Below are 18,249 nucleotides of genomic sequence, written 5' to 3' on the forward strand. Positions count from 1 at the left end.
CGCACAATTTGCTACCACCGGAAAATCTCCGATTTCCCAGTTGTACAAATCATATAAAATCACGTTGTAGCACATTTAAAAAAATAGAAATGAAAGAAAAAATATTATTAGTTATTATTATATTAACAATGTTAAATATAAATGATATAGTTGGTCAAGAGGTATTTCAAAACTTAAACAATCTACCAAATACAATTGAAGTAAAAGCTCCTGAATTTAATACAGAAAAAAAATACTATTTCAAATTTGATTCATTTCAAAACGTTCTTCTAATTCAAGATTTAAGGAAATCAAAAAAAGATAAAGTTCATTATTATCAGTTTTTGTATGAAATCCCTCTTAATAAATTGAATTCTAAAAGTTTTAAAATTTCTAAAGACATAGATAACAACAATGAACTAGAAATAATTATTAGAACATCCACCAAAGAAATTATGAATTATATGATACAAGATGGTGAAATTAGTTCAATATCAGCTTCAAGTGCTATCTCCTTAGGTAATTGGACGTATTCCGATAGTTTATTCAAAGAAATAAGTAATTTAATTAGACCTATTTCAAGTTATCTTTCAAAAGAAAGTTCTTCTTTTGATGTAAAAAAATCGTACAAATCAACATTCAAATTCATTGCTGAAAATGTGACTAGCATAAATGCAACTATGGATGATGATTTAAGCATTGGAAATGGGTATTATTATGAACAGATTCCCAGAAAGCTAAAATCTAAAATTGTTAAAGACATTAAAACTTCTTTAGAACAACAAAACATCAATTATCAATATCCAATACCTGTTATTATTCACATTAGCAAAGATGGAATTTTAGAATCAGTATTTGTAGGTAATCAGCCTTTTGATAAATACTGCCAAATTGATTTGAGGAAATTAAATTCAGTAAAAATTGAAAATTTAAAAAGACCAATAAAATATTTATTTTTAATAGAATAAAAACGTGCTACAGCACCTCATATAATTTATGCTTACATTTGAACTAGTACAAACCGACAAACATTCAATAAACGATTTGCTACCACCGAAAAATCTCCGATTTTTAGGCGCACAAATCATATAAAAACACGTTGCAATTATTTAAAAAAATTACTATGAAAAAAATTACTTTCACTATTATTACATTACTCTTTGTGTCTTTTGCTTTTTCACAAGAAGAAGAAGACTATCAACAAAAAATTGACTCTATAGAAAAATCATTTAATTATGAATATGGAACAATATCCTTAAAAAATAATATAGGTAAAATAATTATCCCAAATGGTTTCAAATACCTTAATATTGAGCAATCAGAAAGAGTCCTTACTGATTTATGGGGAAATCCAAAATATACAGATATGACTCTTGGATTGATTCTTCCTGAAAACCAAGGAATAATGGATGATAATGGATACGTTTTTAATATTCAATATGATGAAATTGGTTATGTTGAGGATGATGATGCTAATAAAATTGACTATGATGAATTGTTAACTCAAATTCAAGATGATTCAAAGGAAGAAAATAAGGAACGTATTAAGGAAGGTTATGAACCAATAAATATTATTGGCTGGGCATCAAAACCTTATTATGATAAAAGTAAAAAAATTTTACATTGGGCTAAAGAAATAAAATTTGGTGATCAAGAAATTAATACATTAAATTACAATATCAGAATTTTAGGAAGAAAAGGAGTTCTTGTTTTAAATGCCATAGCTACAATACCCGATTTAACATACGTTCAAAATGATATCCCGAAAGTATTAGATATTGTACAATTCTCGGAAGGAAATAAGTATGCTGATTTTGACTCATCTATTGATGATGTTGCTGCTTGGACAATTGGAGGTTTAGTTGCTGGAAAAGTATTAACAAAAGTTGGGTTCTTTGCCTTAATCTTAAAATTTTGGAAAATTATTCTTATTGCAGTGGCTGCATTTTTTAAACCACTCATGAATTTATTTAGAAAAAAGAATCATGAAATTACAAGCAGTAATCAAAAAGAATTGAGTGAATAATTTATAAACTATTGCCAACACCTCAAATAATTTATGCTTAAATTTGAACTAGTACAAACGACAAACATTCAACAAACAATTTGCTACGGCAGAAAAATCTCCGATTTTCCAGTCGTACAAATCATATAAAATCACGTTACAAATAATACTCTATGAAAAAAATATTTACACTAATTGCGCTTCTATCATTTTTGCTATCTTATGGACAATTCAGAGAAGGAATAATTTACGACAAAACTGGAAAAGAAAAAAAAGGATTAATTAAAGTTAAAAAGTTTGATGGAATAATTTTCAAATTAGATGAAAATTCGAAAGAAATTTACTATGACGAAAAGCATATTATCGGATATGACATTAAGAAAGAGAATGACATTGAAAAATACAGATACAAGATAGTCGAAAACGCATCTTTTTTAAGACCTATGAAAATGGAGATTTCAGGGAAAATTAGTTTATTTAGTGTTAACAATTCTGGTACCCATATGATTCCTATGGGACCTAGTGGAGTGATGACCCCAATGGGTTCATTTACTAAGATAGTCTATTTTATTGAAAAAGATAATAGACTTATTAGAACTGGTACTAGATTAGATAAAAAAACACTCGAATTATTTCAAGACTGCTATACATTAATTGAAAAATTGGATAAAAATGAGATTAAAAAACGAGAGGTTGAAAAAATAGTGAATTTTTATAATTCAAACTGTAATAATTAAATTTTAAAAAGTACTATTTGTAACACCTCAAATAATTTATGCTTAAATTTAAACTAAAATAACTTACAAACACTCAGCTAACGATTTGCTACAACTTGAAAAATCAAAAATTTTTCAAGTTGTAGCAAATTTTATAGAAACTTATTGTTTGTATTTAAAACAAAAAATATGAAAAGAATAACATTGCTATTATCATGCTTATTAATAATTTCTTTATCTCAAGCTCAACAAAAAGCAGTTACAGAAACTGGAGAAGAAGTAATTTTATTTGATGATGGAACATGGGAATATAAGAATGGTGAGCATATAGAAGAAACTGAAATACCAACCAATTCAAAAAAGTTTGAGAAGGATGAGAATTCAACGTTTTTACTAAAAAGTACTAAATTTAATGTTGGTTTTTGGTTAAATCCAAAGATATGGTCATTTAAAAAATCAACTGATAATCCTGATTCAGAATATGAACTTCAACTGAAAGGTGGAGATTTATATGGAATTATAATATCTGAAAAAGTTCACATCCCACTTGAAACAATGAAATCAATTGCATTAGAAAACGGTAAATCAGTTGCTCCAGATCTAAAAATTGTAAAGGAAGAATATAGAACTGTTAACGGATTCAAAGTACTTCTTCTTCAAATGAATGGAACTATGCAAGGAATTAAAGTTTCCTACTATAGTTATTATTTTTCAAACACAAATGGAACCGTTCAATTCGTAACATATACTTCACAAAATTTAATTGATAGTTATAGTTCGGAAATTGAAAAATTATTGAATGGCTTCGTTGAACTTAATTAAACAACACAACTCATAAAATTTATACTTAAAATTGAATTAGAATAACTAACAAACATTCAATAAACACCTAAAAAATCTTTGATTTTCAAGCAACTCAAATCTTATAAAAACACCTTGTATGCAATTACAAAAAAATTACTTATGAAAAAAACAATAGCATTATTAATAGTAACAATTTTAAGTTTTTCCAATACGTTATTTAGTCAAAACAATGAAAGAAATTTCAACCAAATTCTTCAAACATATTACATTGAAAAAGATAATATGCTACTTGAACATTCTATTGATTTTTTCAACAACATTAATCCTGACAATAAAAATTTAAAACATATTATTATTGGATTTTTTGGAGGATTATTTATCGATTCACCTGAAATAAAAAATGATTTTAAAAATAATATTGAAAAATTTCAAAATGAGAACATTAAAAACATGTTCACTTCACTTACTAATGAAAATATTAAAACCTTTATGAGTAAATATCCAATTTCTCCATCTTTTAACGATATGAATTGGGCTGCTTTCTTCTCAACAGGTAAAACTGAATATCTTGATTTGATATTTAACAATTGTTCAGAGGCGGAAAACAGAACAGATTTTAATCTCTTTTTGACAGGAGCTTCAGCTAAATGGTCATTATGCTCAAATTCAAAACAGCACGAGAAAGTTAAAGAATACCTTGAGTCTAATACAACAAATAGAGAAATGGCTCAGGAAATTTTGAATAGCGACGTTTCTGAATTAAAAAGTAATATTGTTACTATAATAAAAGAACAACGAGAAAAAGGAATTTGGAATGATTAACTGCATATTACACCTTATAAAATTTAAACTAGCACATACAATAAACATCCAACAAACGATTTGCAACGTCCGAAAAATCTCCAATTTTCCAGTCGAAAAAATCATGTAAAAACTCGTCGTAGCCTAAAATTATGAAAAAGATAGTATTGCTAAACTTTTTACTGATTCAGATTACTCTTTTTTCTCAAGAAAAATTGATAGGAAACTATTGTACAATTCCAATAGGCGAATCTGATGTAACCTGTATTAATTTTAAAGAAAATAATCGATTTGTATTTATTTTATCTGGATGTCTAGGAACCTATAAATATGGAATTGGTAATTATGAAATTAAGAGCTCTGATTTGATTTTATCATTTGACAATAATGACAAAGAATTTAGAAGTGAAATTGAGATTTCAGAGATTAAAAACACTACGAAAGACTCAATAATTCATAAATTCAAATTTGTTGACCAATACGGAATTAAAATGATGGGAGTTAATCTCCATAAAGAATCTGGAGAATTTGAATTCAACGAGAATATTTCGAATCCAAATGGAATTATAACTTTTAAATATATGAAAAATCAAGTGAATGAAAATTATGAGGTTGAATTTTTTGGTTATGAGAATTTTAAGTTTCGAATTGAAAATGACAAGAGTTATGAAATATTGATAAAATTGGCTTTATCCAAATCAACTTGGATTTTCGGAGAAAAAAGAACTTATCAATTTGAGAGAATTGATAAAGAGTTGATAAAAATTCAAGGAGAAAAATATAAACTGAATAAATAACTTTAGGCAACAACTCATATAATTTATGCTTAAATTTAAACTAATATAAACAACAAACATTCAATAAACGATTTATTACGTCCGAAAAATCTCCGATTTTCCAGTCACACAAACCTTATAAAAGCCCATTGTAAGCTTTGCAGAAATCAAGATTCTAATTAAAATACTTAATAACATGGAAACAAGATTATTAGGAGAAAAAGAAGTGTATCCAAATAAAGAAGTTTTAGAAAAAGTTTTAGGAGAAAGTTATTTGGCGTTTAATGCGTTAATAGAAACTCTCTCAAATGAAAAATATGCTCTTGTACCGGAATGGAGATTTTATAAAGACGGACAATCTTGGTTATGCAAAGTTTCCAATAAAAAAAAGACTGTGTGTTGGATTTCAGCTTGGAATAAATTCTTTAAAGTAGGATTCTATTTTACCGAAAAAACACGTTTAGGAATTAATGAATTGGATATTGAAAATAGAATTAAAGAAGATTTTAGTAAAAGTGAAAATATTGGCAAACTAATTCCTTTAATAATTAACGTGTCAAGAATTGAACAAATTAATGATGTGCTTAAAATAATTGAATACAAAAAGAAATTAAAATAATATGAAAACAACACTAGCACATGATGAACGAATTGCAAACATGGTATTTGCCTCAGTATATCCTCATTATATTAATAAAGTTGAAAAGAAAGGCAGAACAAAGGATGACTTACATAAAGTTATAACATGGTTAACAGGTTTTGATGATTGTAAACTTCAAGAACTTATCGACGAAAAAGTAACTTTTAAAACATTCTTTGCTGTTGCAAAATTGAATCCAAATGCTCATTTAATAAAAGGAGTTATTTGTGGTTATAAGATAGAAGAAATTGAAACGCCATTGACAAAAAAAGTAAGATATTTAGATAAATTGGTAGATGAGTTGGCAAAAGGGAAAGCAATGGAAAAAATATTAAGAAAATAACAAGTAAATCTTAATTAAAACCAATATTTCTTTACAAATTTAAAATGCTTCTAAACATAAATTATGGTATTTTTGGTTGTGTAAAAATTGCATTTTAAAAGTAAATAGTACAGTTATGAAAAAGCTAATTATGTTCGCAATCCTTTTTTTGTTTCTAAAACAAGGATTTTCTCAAAATCAAAATTTTGAACAACCAGATTATAAAAAAATAGCAATCGCAATTAAAGATTCCAATTCTAATTTGTTTTATGATAAATTAATGCAAAGATACCAGGCATCTGATACTACCATGACGCTCAATGAACGGAGACATTTGTATTTTGGGTATGTAAATAATGAAAAGTATGCGCCTTACGGAAACTCAAATTTTAAAGATAGTTTATCCATAGTACTCAATAAAAAAAATATTGAAATGAGTGATTTTGATTTATTAAATAAATTTTCTGATGCTATTTTAAAAGAATATCCTTTTGATCTTAGAACCATGAATATAAAATTATATGCTTTAGAAAAAATGTTTAAAATTACAGAATTTCAAAATTGCTTAACAAAAGCCACCATGGTTTTAGATGCCATATTAAGTACTGGAGATGGACTGAGCAAGGAAACAGCATTTTATGTAATTAATCCAAGTCATGAATATGATATTTTAGATGTTATTGGATTTCAATATGGAGATGATCAACGTTTAATTGATCATTATGATTATTTAAAATTAGCTGAAAATGATAGTAACATTGAAGGATTGTATTTTGATGTTTCACCTTGTTTAAACGCTTTAAATAATATGTTTAAATAAATTTATAAAATCACCCCTAAAAAGCACTTTGTTATGAAACTAAAATTAATTTTAATTGCAATTTTAACAATTGTAAGTGTAAATTGTATTTCACAAACTTCTTATGAATCAGGTTATTACATTACTACTAATAATGAAAAAGTACCATGTTTGATTTTAAATAATGATTGGTTAAATAATCCAACAGCGATTAGTGTAAAATTAACTGAAAATGAAGAACCTAAAACAGTAAGTATTGAAACTATTAAAGAGTTTGAAATTATAGGTAAAAATAAATATCAAAAACATACTGTAAACATCGATAGGTCAAGTAATTTTTTAAATTCATTGGATAGTAATAGAAATCCAATTTTTAAAGAAGAACAACTATTTTTAAAAGTTTTAATTGAAGGAAAAGCCAATTTATATGTTTACAATGCTAATAATATTGAAAAATTCTTTTTTAGTGTTAACAATGCAAAAATAGAGCAACTTATTTATAAAAGTTACCTATCTGATGAAAATCAAGTTTTAAAAAATAACAATTTCAGACAACAAATTTTTACAAATTTAAATTGTAGTGATATTTCAATTAATGATGTTCAAAATATTGATTATAAGTCAAATAAGTTAATTGATATTTTTGTAAAATATAATAAATGTACCAACGCACAGTTTACTAATTATGAAGTTAAAAATAATAAAGGAACTTTTAATTTGTACTTTAAGGCAGGAATTAAAAGTGCATCTTTAGACATTAAAAACAGTGTATCAAAATTAAAAGAAACTGATTTTGGTAATAAAGTTGGAATTAGAGTAGGAGTTGAGGCTGAAATATTTTTACCTTTTAATAACAATAAATGGGCTATAATAATTGAGCCTACATACCAAAACTTCACAGCTAAAAAAGAAACCACAACACTAAAATCTGAAGTAGATTATAAATCTATTGAAATACCATTTGGTGTAAGGCACTATATGTATATCAATCAAAATTCTAAGTTATTTATAAATGGATTTGTACTCATGGATTTTAATTTAAACTCAACAATGAAATTTAAAAGACAATATGATTCTACATTAGATATAAAATCAGGTACTAATATTGCTTTTGGAATTGGTTATAATTATAATGAAAAAGTTAGTTTAGAGTTTAGATATCATAGTGATAGAGATTTATTAACGAACTATGTTTCTTGGGATTCTACATATAAATCTATATCTTTTATAATTGGATATTCAATACTTTAGTATTAGAACGAGTAAAAATAATGATATTTTTGATTTAAAAATAAACAAATATTAAGTTAAAATATGGAGTTCAAATTACGTAAATGGACATTAGATGATATTAATAGCTTGGTTAAATATGCTAATAATAAAAAAATAGCAGCAAATTTAACAGATCAATTTCCGCATCCTTATACTTTAGAAAACGGAAAAGCATTTATTGAAATGGCATCCAAAGGTAATCCCATAAGTATTTTTGCAATTGAAATTAATGGTGAAGCTGTTGGTGGAATTGGCTTGCATCCGCAAACCGATATTCATAAAAAAAACGCAGAACTTGGTTATTGGTTAGCTGAACCTTATTGGGGAAAGGGAATTGTTAGCAATGCAGTGAAAGAAATTGTAACATACGGATTTGAAAATTTTGATATTGATAGAATATTTGCACGACCTTTTGGAACAAATATAGGTTCGCAAAAAGTTTTAGAAAAAGCTGGTTTTATTTTAGAAGGTACATTTAAAAACACATTGTATAAAAATGGTGTTTATTTAGATGAACTTATTTACGCAGTTAGAAAAAACAACTAAAAATTTACGTTTTAACTAAAGTATTTTTATGTGTTAAACTAAAGCTTCTTTTAAAATGCTTACCGGATGCTTACTTGTACGCTTAGTTCCATCCATTATTTGATGTCTACAACTAGTTCCAGATGCTGAAATTTCAATTTCTATTGGTGTATTTCGCACTTTTGGAAACAACGTATCTTCTCCAACTTGCATAGAAATGTTATAATGCTCTTTTTCGTAACCAAATGAACCAGCCATTCCGCAACAGCCAGTATTTAAAATAGTAGGTTTGTAATTGGTTGGAATGTTAAGTATTACAAAGGTGGCTTCAGTTGTACTTAATGATTTTTGCTGACAATGCACATGTATTTTAATTTCTTTGGCAGTATTCTTAAAACTAGAAACTTTTATAGCACCTTTTTCAAATTCTTTTTTGATAAATTCTTCAATTGTAAAGGTGTTTAATGCTAGTTTTTTAGCACTTATTTTATCATCTGCCAAACGAATATATTCATCTCTAAAACCTAAAATAGCCGACGGTTCTATCCCAATTAAAGGTGTATTTTCTGAAACTTTATCTTTAAATAGTTCAATATTTTTATCAATTACTACTTTAGCTTCATCTAAATATCCTTTAGAAATAAAACTTCTGCCGCTTTCTTTGTGGTTAATTATCAGTACTTTATAACCCAATTTAGTTAATAATTCAACAGTGTCAATTCCAATGGTAACATCGTAATAATTAGTGAATTCATCACAAAATAAATAGACTTCACCATTTATAAAGTTACCTTTTTGAAGTTTTTCAACATTTAGTTTGTACCATTTTTTTAGTGTTGTTTTATACAACTTTGGAATGCTTCTTTGTGTAGCAATCCCTAATACTTTTTTAGTAATATAGGAATCTAAAAGTAGATTAGTTGCAAAAGGCAACATACTTCCTAATTTATTGTATTTGTTGTTGTAAGCAAATAAATGTGTGCGTAATGAAGGTTTGTTTGCTTTTTGATATTGGTATAAAAACTCTGCTTTTAATGCCGCAATATCTACATTGCTAGGGCATTCACTGGCACAAGCTTTACAACTCAAACATAAATCAAAAACATCTTTTAATTCCTCAGAATCAAACTTATTGATTTTATCAGAATTGGTTAAAAATTCACGCAGTGCATTTGCACGTGCTCTGGTTGTATCTTTTTCATTTTTGGTTGCTCTGTAACTCGGACACATGGTTCCACCTGCCGAAACTGGTTTTCTACAATCGCCTGAACCATTGCATTTTTCTGCAGCTCTTAAAATTCCTTGGCTATCAGAAAAATCTTGAATGGTTTCAATAATTGGTTCAGTTCTATCAATTTCATAACGCAAACTCTGATCCATTGGAAAAGCGTTTACAATTTTTCCTTTGTTAAAAATGGTATTTGGGTCAAAAGTAATTTTAATTCGCTTTAATAAATCGTAATTTTTTTCGCCAATCATTAACTGGATAAATTCAGCTCTTACAATACCATCTCCGTGTTCTCCACTTAATGAACCTTTGTATTTTTTTACCAATTTGGCAACTTCAGTAGTAATGGTTCTAAATAAAACAACATCTTCATTCTTTTTTAAATTTAGAATAGGGCGTAAGTGAATTTCACCTGCACCGGCGTGTGCATAATACACAGCATCTTGCCCGTATTTAGCCATCATTGCAGAAAATTCACTAATATAATTTGGCAAATCAACTACTTCTACAGCAGTATCTTCAATACAAGCTACTGCTTTTCTGTCGCCCACAATATTACCTAGTAAACCTAAACCGGCTTTTCGTAAATTAATAGCTTTGTGAATATTTTCGCCAATAAGTTTAGGATACGCATAACCGAAATTATGCTTTTGTAAATCGGCAATTAATGCATCCGCTAATTTTTGGGTTTCAGTAATGGTGTCCGATTTCACTTCTAACATTAAAATAGCTTTAGGATCTCCTTCAACAAAAAATCTATTTTTTAATTGTTCTCGGTTATTTTTTGTGCAATCTAAAATGGTTTTATCCATTAATTCGCACATAAAAAGGTTGTGTTTCATTGCAATCACAACCGCCTCCATACTTTCTTGAATGCTGTTAAAATGCGCCGCCACTAACACACTTTCAGTTGGTGGTAAATTGTCTAATTGTAGTGTAATTTCTGTTGTAAAAGCTAACGTTCCTTCACTTCCACATAAAAGTTTAGCGATGTTTATTTTTTCTTCTGAATCAGAAAATATAGATGATTTTAGTAATTCATCAACTGCATAACCAGTATTTCTTCTGTGTATAGCAACTTTTGGAAATTCTTTTTCAATTTCTTGTTGAATTTCAGGATTTGAAAGTTCATTATAAATGTTAGTGTAAATAGCACTTTCTAAGGTACTTCCTCTTTTTTTAAGTTGAAATTCTTCATTGGTTAAGGCTTCAAAAGTAACTTCAGAACCATCGCTTAAAATAGTTTTTAAAGCCAATACTTTATCACGCGTAACGCCATATTTAATAGATGTTGTGCCTGATGAATTATTTCCAACCATACCGCCAATCATACAACGGTTGGTGGTTGAGGTATCTGGACTAAAAAATAAGCCGAAAGGTTTTAAAAATAAGTTTAACTCATCTCTAATAATTCCTGGTTGTACAGTAATTGTTTTCAAGTACTCATCAAACGCTACAATTTTTGTAAAATATTTAGAAACATCCACTACAATTCCATCACCAACACATTGTCCAGCTAATGAAGTTCCTGCTGTTCTGGGAATTAAAGAAATCTTATTTTTAGTTGCAAACGCAATAAGTGTTTGTATATCTTCCGTGTTTTTTGGATATGCGACAGCTAATGGGATTTTTCTATAAACTGAAGCATCGGTAGCGTAAATACTTTTAAGTAAATCATCAAAAAATAATTCACCAGATAAAGAATTTGATAAATTTTGAAGCATTTTTTTATTTCAAATTGAAAAATTAATTCAATGGAAAGATACTAAAATATTACTGAGTTTAAAGCTTACTTTTAATTAAAAATAGGATGTTAAAAAAGGATAATTAACTAACTTGTTCTCCATTTTTTATGATGTTATTAGTGGGTTGTAATAACACAATTTGTTTGTTGTTATTTTCAATTCCTAACACTAAACATTCACTAAAAAAATTTGCAATTTGTTTTTTTTGAAAATTTACAACAGCAGTAATTTTTTTATTAAGAAGTTGCTCTTTGCTATATAAATTGGTTATTTGTGCGCTAGATTTTTTTAAGCCTAATTCACCAAAATCAATAGTTAATTGGTATGCCGGTTTTTTGGCTTTCGGAAAATCTTTTACTTCAATAATGGTTCCAATACGAATATCAACTTTTAAAAAGTCATCAAAATTAATTGTTGGTTTCATTTTAGGTTATTCAATAATTACAAATTCGGTTCTTCTATTAAGTTGATGTTGCGCTTCAGTACATTTAACACCATTAGAGCATTCATTTAATAGTTGTGTTTCTCCGTAACCTTTTCCAGTTACTCTTGATGCATCTATGCCTTTTGAAATGATATAATTTATAACAGATTTTGCTCTTCTATCAGAAAGTTTTAAATTATAATTATCTGGTGCTCTACTATCGGTATGTGATTTTACTTCAATTTTAATAGTTGGATGGTTTATTAAATAACTCACAACTTTGTTAAGTTCTATAGCAGCATCATTTCTAATATCCGCTTTATCTAAATCGAAATAAATATTATTTGTATTTATTAATTTCTGCCCTCCTAATGTTACATATTCTACAGAAGGGGTTAAGTAAATAATTTTGTTTAACTCGCTATTGTAAATGTTAGTTGTTTGAAATTCAAAAAATTGTGTATCAAATTTTTCAAGTTCTACTTTTAAATTATAATTGGTATCACAATTTAATTCTAAATTAGAAGTAGTTTCATTTGCTAATAAATGGCTGTTTAAAATTTCATTGTTTTTAAAAATAGTAACTTTTGCACCTTGTAATGCTTCTTTTGTTTCTTTATTAAAAATTGAGAGTGTTAAGGTTTGAATACAAGGTTTTGGATTTAAATATAATTGCTTTGTTGTACTGGAATCAAAAGTTAAATCTGTATTAAATTCTAACTGTTCGGATTCAAAATTTTCAGCTTCACCAATAATTTTATAGCTTGTATTACAAGCTACATCAAAAATTAAGGCGTTATTATTTGCAATATATTTTTCTTCAAGTAACATATTATTACTGTAAATTGAAACTTTAGTATTTTTTATTTGCTGATTTGTTAGTTTGTTAAATACTAATAATTCAATTTTTTGTTGACATTTTTTTGCTGTTAATGTGATTGATTTATTGATTTTAAAATTATTTTCGGTATCTGTTTTAAAAGAAATTTCATTATTTTCAAAATTTGTAGCTGTAGCAATTATTTTATAAGAAGTATTGCAATTTAAATTAAAACTAACTGTATTTGAGTTGTTTATATTTTTTTGTTCCATTAAAACATTGTTAGAATACAAAGCTACCGTTACGTTATTAAGTTCAAAATCTGTAGTGTTGGTATTTACATTAACTTCAACTACTTGGTTACATATTTTAGGTTGTAACTCTAGTGATGCATTATTAACAATATTGGCATTAGCACCTGTTTTAATTAAAATTTCACTTTGCTGGTAATTATCTGCTTCAGCTAAAATTACATAAGTAGCATTACAGTTTACTTTAAAATTGAAATTATTTGTAACCTGTTTTTCAATTAATTTTCCATCAATAAATAAGGATACATTGGCTGTAATAGGAAGTTTATTTGTGTTGGTGATTACACCAGTAATTGTTTGGTTACAAGATTTTTTTGTAAGCGTAATTTCTTTTTTAAATTGTGTATTATAAGCACTGTCTGTACTAAATGCAATTTCAGATTGTAAATAATTAGTTGCATTTGCTATTACATTATACGATGTATTGCAATCAGCTTTAAATGAAATTTTATGTGTTTCATCAACTGGTTGTGTTAATACAGATCCTTTATTATCTACAATTAAAACAGTACAATTATCAACCATTTTGTTATTATCTTCAAAAAGAATAGTGATTTCAACAACTTGATTACAATCTAAAGGTGTTAAATTGTACGTTTCAGAAATTTTGTTGTTTAATGTATTGTTGGTTGTAATAAAAGTTTCAAATGGTCTATAATGTTCTTTTTCAACAATTAATTTGTAGGTTAAATTACATTTAAGTTGTGTTTTGTATGCTAAATTATTTTTATCTGAAAGTACCTCTACAATTTGATTGTCTGAATTAGTTAGGGTAATGTTTAAATTGTCTATTTCTTTTTTTGTTTTTTCATCAACAAAATTAAATGCAAAATCTTGTTTACAAAGTAATTCTTTTGGTACAAATGCATAAATATCTACATTTCCAATACCATCTTTTCTATTTGAAGTAAAAAAACCAGAATCAGTAGCGTTATTATATACAAAACCAAATTCGTCAAATTTACTATTTATAGGTTCTGGTAAATTTTCTGCTTTTTGGTATTCGCCATTTTTAAATTCGCTTTTAAAAATATCTAAACCACCTTTACCAGATCTTCCAATTGTTGAAAAATAAAGTGTTTCATTGGCATCTAAGGTTGGATATTGCTCATCATACGCTGAATTTATATTTGGACCTAAATTTACAGGTTTTCCATATGTTCCGTCAGTATGAATATCAACAAAATAAATATCGCTTTCGCCATAACCACCGGGCATATCAGACACAAAAAACAATTTTTTACCATTATTACTTACAATAGGACTTCTTACAGAATATGTTTCGCTATTAAATGGTAAAAATGTAATATCACTTGTTTCAAAATTTTCATTTAGTGTAGCTTTAACAATTCGTAAGGTTTTCCATTTTTCAATATCTTCCTTACTTTCAATGCTATAAAAATTATTCCAAGTAAAGTACACTGTTTTTAAATCGGGGCTAAAAGTAATGTCGGCTTCAAAAAATTTATTTTTAATTTCATTAGTAAACTTTCCTGTTTCAATAATATCACCTTTATCATTTACAATTCCAGTATAAAATTCTAAAAATGATTGTCCGTTATTTTTTCTTCGGTCTTTTAAAAAATTTTTGTCGTCGTCAATTTTTTTTGATGAAGCAAAAATTAAAGTGTTATTTTTTAAAAAAGTAGTGCCTAATTCAGCAAATTTAGAATTAATTGCAGTGTTAAATACTTCGTAATCTTTTTGTTGAGAGAAACTTAAATTGACATAAAATAAAATTAATAAAAGAGTTACTTTCTTCATATATTTTTTAACGGTTGTTATTTGTTAATTTTTCAAAAACCCAAGCCGGACCAATGAGTAAAAATTGTAAATCTTTAAAAAAAGATGGTTTTTTCCCTTCTAATTTATGTCCATAAAATTGACCAATCCATGCAATTACAAAAATAGTTAATGAAGCATAAAATAATGGAAAAACAATAGATAAATAACGGTTTCCAATTAAACATATTGCAGAAAAAATAAACATTTTAAGAAACAAAGAGAAAGATAATCGTAAATAAAATAGTAATACTACAACAAGTAGTATGGTTGCCCAATTTCCTATAATAGGATTCTGAATATTAAAAGTATTTGTAAATATTGAAGAAGGAATACTCATAAACATACCAACAATACTAAAAAATATAGCGGGTACACAAATATAATGTATTAACTGATTTGTTTTATTTTGATGACTTATTGCATATTCATCAAACCAAGTTTGTAATTTTTTCATTTTTTTAGTTTTGTTAACACTTATTAACTATTAAAAGTGGGTTTTTAAAATATTTTAACTCAATTTTGGTGTTTAAAACTTTGCTATAAAGATATTAAAAATTTAGAACCGCAAATATTTGCTTAAAAAAGCATATCATATAAATTAATTATTCTATTAAAATGAAAAAAATAGTAACACTATTCTTAAGTTTAAGTTGTTTTATTTCCATATATGCCCAAAGTATAAAAGGTGTTGTAGTTGATGAAGATAATAATCCGCTAGAATTTGCTTCTGTAGCGTTACTACAACAAAAAGATTCTTTACTTATAAAATATACCACAACTGGAGTTGATGGAAAATTTGAATTGTCTGAATTTAAGGAAAATACATATCTATTTCAAGTGTATTTAATGACCTATCAAGCCAATCAAAGGGTTTTAAAAGTTACCAATTCACCATTAAACCTAGGTACAATTAAGCTAGAAAAAGAGGTGAATAATTTAAATGAAATTGTGGTAAATGCAATTGTGCCAATTAAAATTAAACAAGATACTGTTGCTTTTAATGCCAAAGCGTTTAAAGTTAAACAAGATGATAATGTTGAAGATTTAATAAAAAAGTTACCGGGCGTACAAATTGGAACAGACGGATCTGTAACTGCACAAGGACAAGAAATTACTAAAATTTTGGTTGATGGGAAAGAATTTTTTAATAACGATCCAACAATTGCATTAAAAAACTTAACTGCTGATGCTATTAAAAGTGTTCAAATTATTGATGAAGAAAGTGATGATGCCAGAACAACAGGTGTTAAAGATGGCGAAAAAACTAAAATTATAAATCTTGTTTTAGAAGAAGGTAAAAAATCAGGTTACTTTGGTAAAATGGGTGCAGGTATAGGTACAAATGATAGATATACTTCTAATTTTGATATTAATAGATTTACCAAAAATTCTCAATTAGCAGTATTTGGAAATTTAAATAACATAAATAACACTGGAGCAGCTGTTTTTAGTAGAGATGGAAGTAGAGGAGATGGAAGTGGTTATTTAACCACAGGTACAGCTGGTGCTAATTATAATTATGAGTTTAAAAAGGATTTAAATTTTAATTTAGACTATCATTTTGGACATTCAGATAGAGAACAAGAAGAAAGCTCTAATAGAACAGAGTTTACAAGTGAAACATCTTTTACAAATGAGCAAGAAACTACCAGTGAAAATATTTCAGACAACCATAATGTAAACTTTAGTTTACGCGATAGATCTAAAAAAGATACGTATTTAGAGTTTAGAGGAAACTTTAAAAACGATAATAGATCTTCATCAAATACAAATACAACAACCTATTTTGATGAAAATAAAATAGAAGACACCAATAGTACAAGAAATACTAGCAGTGATGATTTAAGAAATAGTGGAAATTTAAATTTTTCATATCGAAAAAAAATAAATGAAAAAGGAAGAAATATAAGAGTTAGAAGTGCAATTTCTTTTTCTGATAATGATGATGTAAATTATCAAAACTCGTTAACTAAATACAACATTTCAGATGTAAATTCATATACAGAATCTGATGAAAGAACGGAAAGAAAAGAACGAAATAAAGGGTTTAATTATGATCTTTCTTTTAGATATATGGAACCTATAATTGAACATCATTTAATAAGTTTTTCAACAAGTTTTGAAAATAATGCAAGTGATGAAAGTTTAGATCAAACAAAAACCATAAATACAATTGAACAAAATCCTTTTATCTATCAATTAGATTATACAAATCAAACGTTTGAAAATCAGTTAGGTTATGTGTATAGTAAAGATAAAATTCAAGTGTATTTATCTGGAAGTTTAGAAACAATGAAGCAAAAATTGGATATAGACTCTAATTCAAACATCAACAATAAATACGACAATTTTTTACCAAGTGCAACTGTAAATTATGAATTTAAAAAAGGTAAAAGTTTAAGGTTTAGATATAATAAATCTACATCATTACCAAGTTCTAATCAAGTTACACCAATAGTAAACGATTTTAATCCATTATCAATTACTGTAGGAAATCCAAATTTAACTCCAGAAGAATCAAATAATGTTAATTTAAGAATGTATTCACATAATTTTCAAACAGCAGCAAGTTTTTTTAGTTTTATTAATTATAGCAAAACTACTAATGCAATTGTTACTAATAGAAGTATTGATGAAAATTATGTAGCAAACAGAACTTATGAAAATTACGGTTCTAAAACGAATATTAGAGGAATGATTCATTATGGAAATAAAATTAAAGGACTTCCTGTTAGGTATACATTAAGGGTAAGCTCTAGTTTTAATGATTACACAACAATTATTGATAATGCTTATAATAAAACAAAAACAAACAGCAATAGTTTTGGATTAAGTTTAAGTAATGATGTTAAAAATAATGTTGATATTACTGTTGGTGCAAATTATGATTTAGACAAAACAACTTACTCACTTCAAGGAAGGGATAGAGACTATTTTAAACAAAATTATTATTCAAAATTTGATTGGGATATTACTAATAGTTTCAATTTTAATACCCAGTTTGATTATTCATTATACACTGATAATAACTTTGATTCGCAAACAGTTCCAATTTGGAACGTAGCAGTTGAATATGCATTTTTGAAAGGTAAGCGCGGAAATTTAAAGTTTCAAGTACTTGATATTTTAGATAAAAATATTGAAATTGAAAGAGTGAGTTCTGATAATTATTTTGAAGAAACCTTTAAGAAAAGCCTTGGGACTTATGCAATGTTAAGTTTTACATATAGCATAAAACCTCCTTCAGGAAAAGAAAGTAAAAGAGGTTCTGATGATAGAAGAAGACATTTTCATTAA

General features: G+C 26.9%; 16 protein-coding genes. 12 read left to right on the forward strand and 4 right to left on the reverse strand.

Features of this window, described 5'->3' with window-relative positions:
• Nucleotides 1–89 precede the first annotated feature (89 nt).
• The 11 genes from BM335_RS01930 to BM335_RS01980 all read left to right on the forward strand — a co-directional run bounded on the left by BM335_RS01930 (nucleotide 90) and on the right by BM335_RS01980 (nucleotide 8,660).
• Entirely contained in the window at nucleotides 90–947 is an 858-nt protein-coding gene (locus tag BM335_RS01930) for a hypothetical protein (protein ID WP_090222511.1), read from the forward strand.
• Nucleotides 948–1,102: 155 nt separating this feature from the next.
• A complete protein-coding gene (locus BM335_RS01935) occupies nucleotides 1,103–2,005 on the forward strand; it encodes a DUF2167 domain-containing protein (protein WP_090222514.1) in 903 nt (300 codons plus the stop codon).
• 152 nt (nucleotides 2,006–2,157) lie between these two features.
• A complete protein-coding gene (locus BM335_RS01940) occupies nucleotides 2,158–2,721 on the forward strand; it encodes a hypothetical protein (protein WP_090222517.1) in 564 nt (187 codons plus the stop codon).
• 183 nt (nucleotides 2,722–2,904) lie between these two features.
• Nucleotides 2,905–3,522 carry a hypothetical protein gene (locus BM335_RS01945; protein ID WP_218157797.1) on the forward strand — a complete coding sequence of 206 codons (618 nt, stop codon included), beginning with the start codon at nucleotides 2,905–2,907 and terminating at the stop codon, nucleotides 3,520–3,522.
• A 141-nt stretch (nucleotides 3,523–3,663) separates the two neighbouring features.
• Nucleotides 3,664–4,326 carry a hypothetical protein gene (locus tag BM335_RS01950; protein ID WP_143102369.1) on the forward strand — a complete coding sequence of 221 codons (663 nt, stop codon included), beginning with the start codon at nucleotides 3,664–3,666 and terminating at the stop codon, nucleotides 4,324–4,326.
• Nucleotides 4,327–4,457: 131 nt separating this feature from the next.
• Nucleotides 4,458–5,102: a hypothetical protein gene (locus BM335_RS01955; RefSeq protein ID WP_090222524.1), complete on the forward strand. Its 645-nt coding sequence runs from the start codon at nucleotides 4,458–4,460 to the stop codon at nucleotides 5,100–5,102.
• A 175-nt stretch (nucleotides 5,103–5,277) separates the two neighbouring features.
• Nucleotides 5,278–5,700 carry a DUF3788 family protein gene (locus tag BM335_RS01960; protein ID WP_090222528.1) on the forward strand — a complete coding sequence of 141 codons (423 nt, stop codon included), beginning with the start codon at nucleotides 5,278–5,280 and terminating at the stop codon, nucleotides 5,698–5,700.
• A gap of 1 nt (nucleotide 5,701) precedes the next feature.
• Complete coding sequence (locus BM335_RS01965; RefSeq protein ID WP_090222531.1) at nucleotides 5,702–6,064, forward strand: DUF2200 domain-containing protein; 363 nt, start codon at nucleotides 5,702–5,704, stop codon at nucleotides 6,062–6,064.
• Nucleotides 6,065–6,194: 130 nt separating this feature from the next.
• Nucleotides 6,195–6,863 carry a DUF4919 domain-containing protein gene (locus tag BM335_RS01970; RefSeq protein ID WP_177219129.1) on the forward strand — a complete coding sequence of 223 codons (669 nt, stop codon included), beginning with the start codon at nucleotides 6,195–6,197 and terminating at the stop codon, nucleotides 6,861–6,863.
• A 33-nt stretch (nucleotides 6,864–6,896) separates the two neighbouring features.
• Nucleotides 6,897–8,093: an outer membrane beta-barrel protein gene (locus BM335_RS01975; protein WP_090222536.1), complete on the forward strand. Its 1,197-nt coding sequence runs from the start codon at nucleotides 6,897–6,899 to the stop codon at nucleotides 8,091–8,093.
• 63 nt (nucleotides 8,094–8,156) lie between these two features.
• Nucleotides 8,157–8,660 carry a GNAT family N-acetyltransferase gene (locus BM335_RS01980; RefSeq protein ID WP_090222539.1) on the forward strand — a complete coding sequence of 168 codons (504 nt, stop codon included), beginning with the start codon at nucleotides 8,157–8,159 and terminating at the stop codon, nucleotides 8,658–8,660.
• 33 nt (nucleotides 8,661–8,693) lie between these two features.
• Here the strand turns inward: BM335_RS01980 and BM335_RS01985 are convergent, their stop codons facing one another.
• The 4 genes from BM335_RS01985 to BM335_RS02000 all read right to left on the reverse strand — a co-directional run bounded on the left by BM335_RS01985 (nucleotide 8,694) and on the right by BM335_RS02000 (nucleotide 15,406).
• A complete protein-coding gene (locus BM335_RS01985) occupies nucleotides 8,694–11,591 on the reverse strand; it encodes an FAD-binding and (Fe-S)-binding domain-containing protein (protein WP_090222542.1) in 2,898 nt (965 codons plus the stop codon).
• A 103-nt stretch (nucleotides 11,592–11,694) separates the two neighbouring features.
• Nucleotides 11,695–12,036, reverse strand: coding sequence for a tRNA-binding protein (locus tag BM335_RS01990; protein ID WP_090222545.1), 342 nt, complete (start codon nucleotides 12,034–12,036; stop codon nucleotides 11,695–11,697).
• A gap of 6 nt (nucleotides 12,037–12,042) precedes the next feature.
• Nucleotides 12,043–14,931 (reverse strand): OmpA family protein, encoded by a 2,889-nt coding sequence (locus BM335_RS15970; RefSeq protein WP_143102370.1) that lies wholly within the window; start codon nucleotides 14,929–14,931, stop codon nucleotides 12,043–12,045.
• Between the two features lie 7 nt (nucleotides 14,932–14,938).
• The gene (locus BM335_RS02000; RefSeq protein WP_090222548.1) at nucleotides 14,939–15,406 is read right to left on the reverse strand and encodes an Mpo1 family 2-hydroxy fatty acid dioxygenase; all 468 of its coding nucleotides are present in this window, start codon (nucleotides 15,404–15,406) and stop codon (nucleotides 14,939–14,941) included.
• A 161-nt stretch (nucleotides 15,407–15,567) separates the two neighbouring features.
• Here BM335_RS02000 and BM335_RS02005 point away from each other — a divergent pair, with 161 nt between their 5' ends.
• Nucleotides 15,568–18,249 carry a TonB-dependent receptor gene (locus tag BM335_RS02005; RefSeq protein ID WP_090222551.1) on the forward strand — a complete coding sequence of 894 codons (2,682 nt, stop codon included), beginning with the start codon at nucleotides 15,568–15,570 and terminating at the stop codon, nucleotides 18,247–18,249.

This window comes from Lutibacter maritimus (assembly GCF_900116115.1).
GTDB classification, from domain to species: domain Bacteria; phylum Bacteroidota; class Bacteroidia; order Flavobacteriales; family Flavobacteriaceae; genus Lutibacter; species Lutibacter maritimus.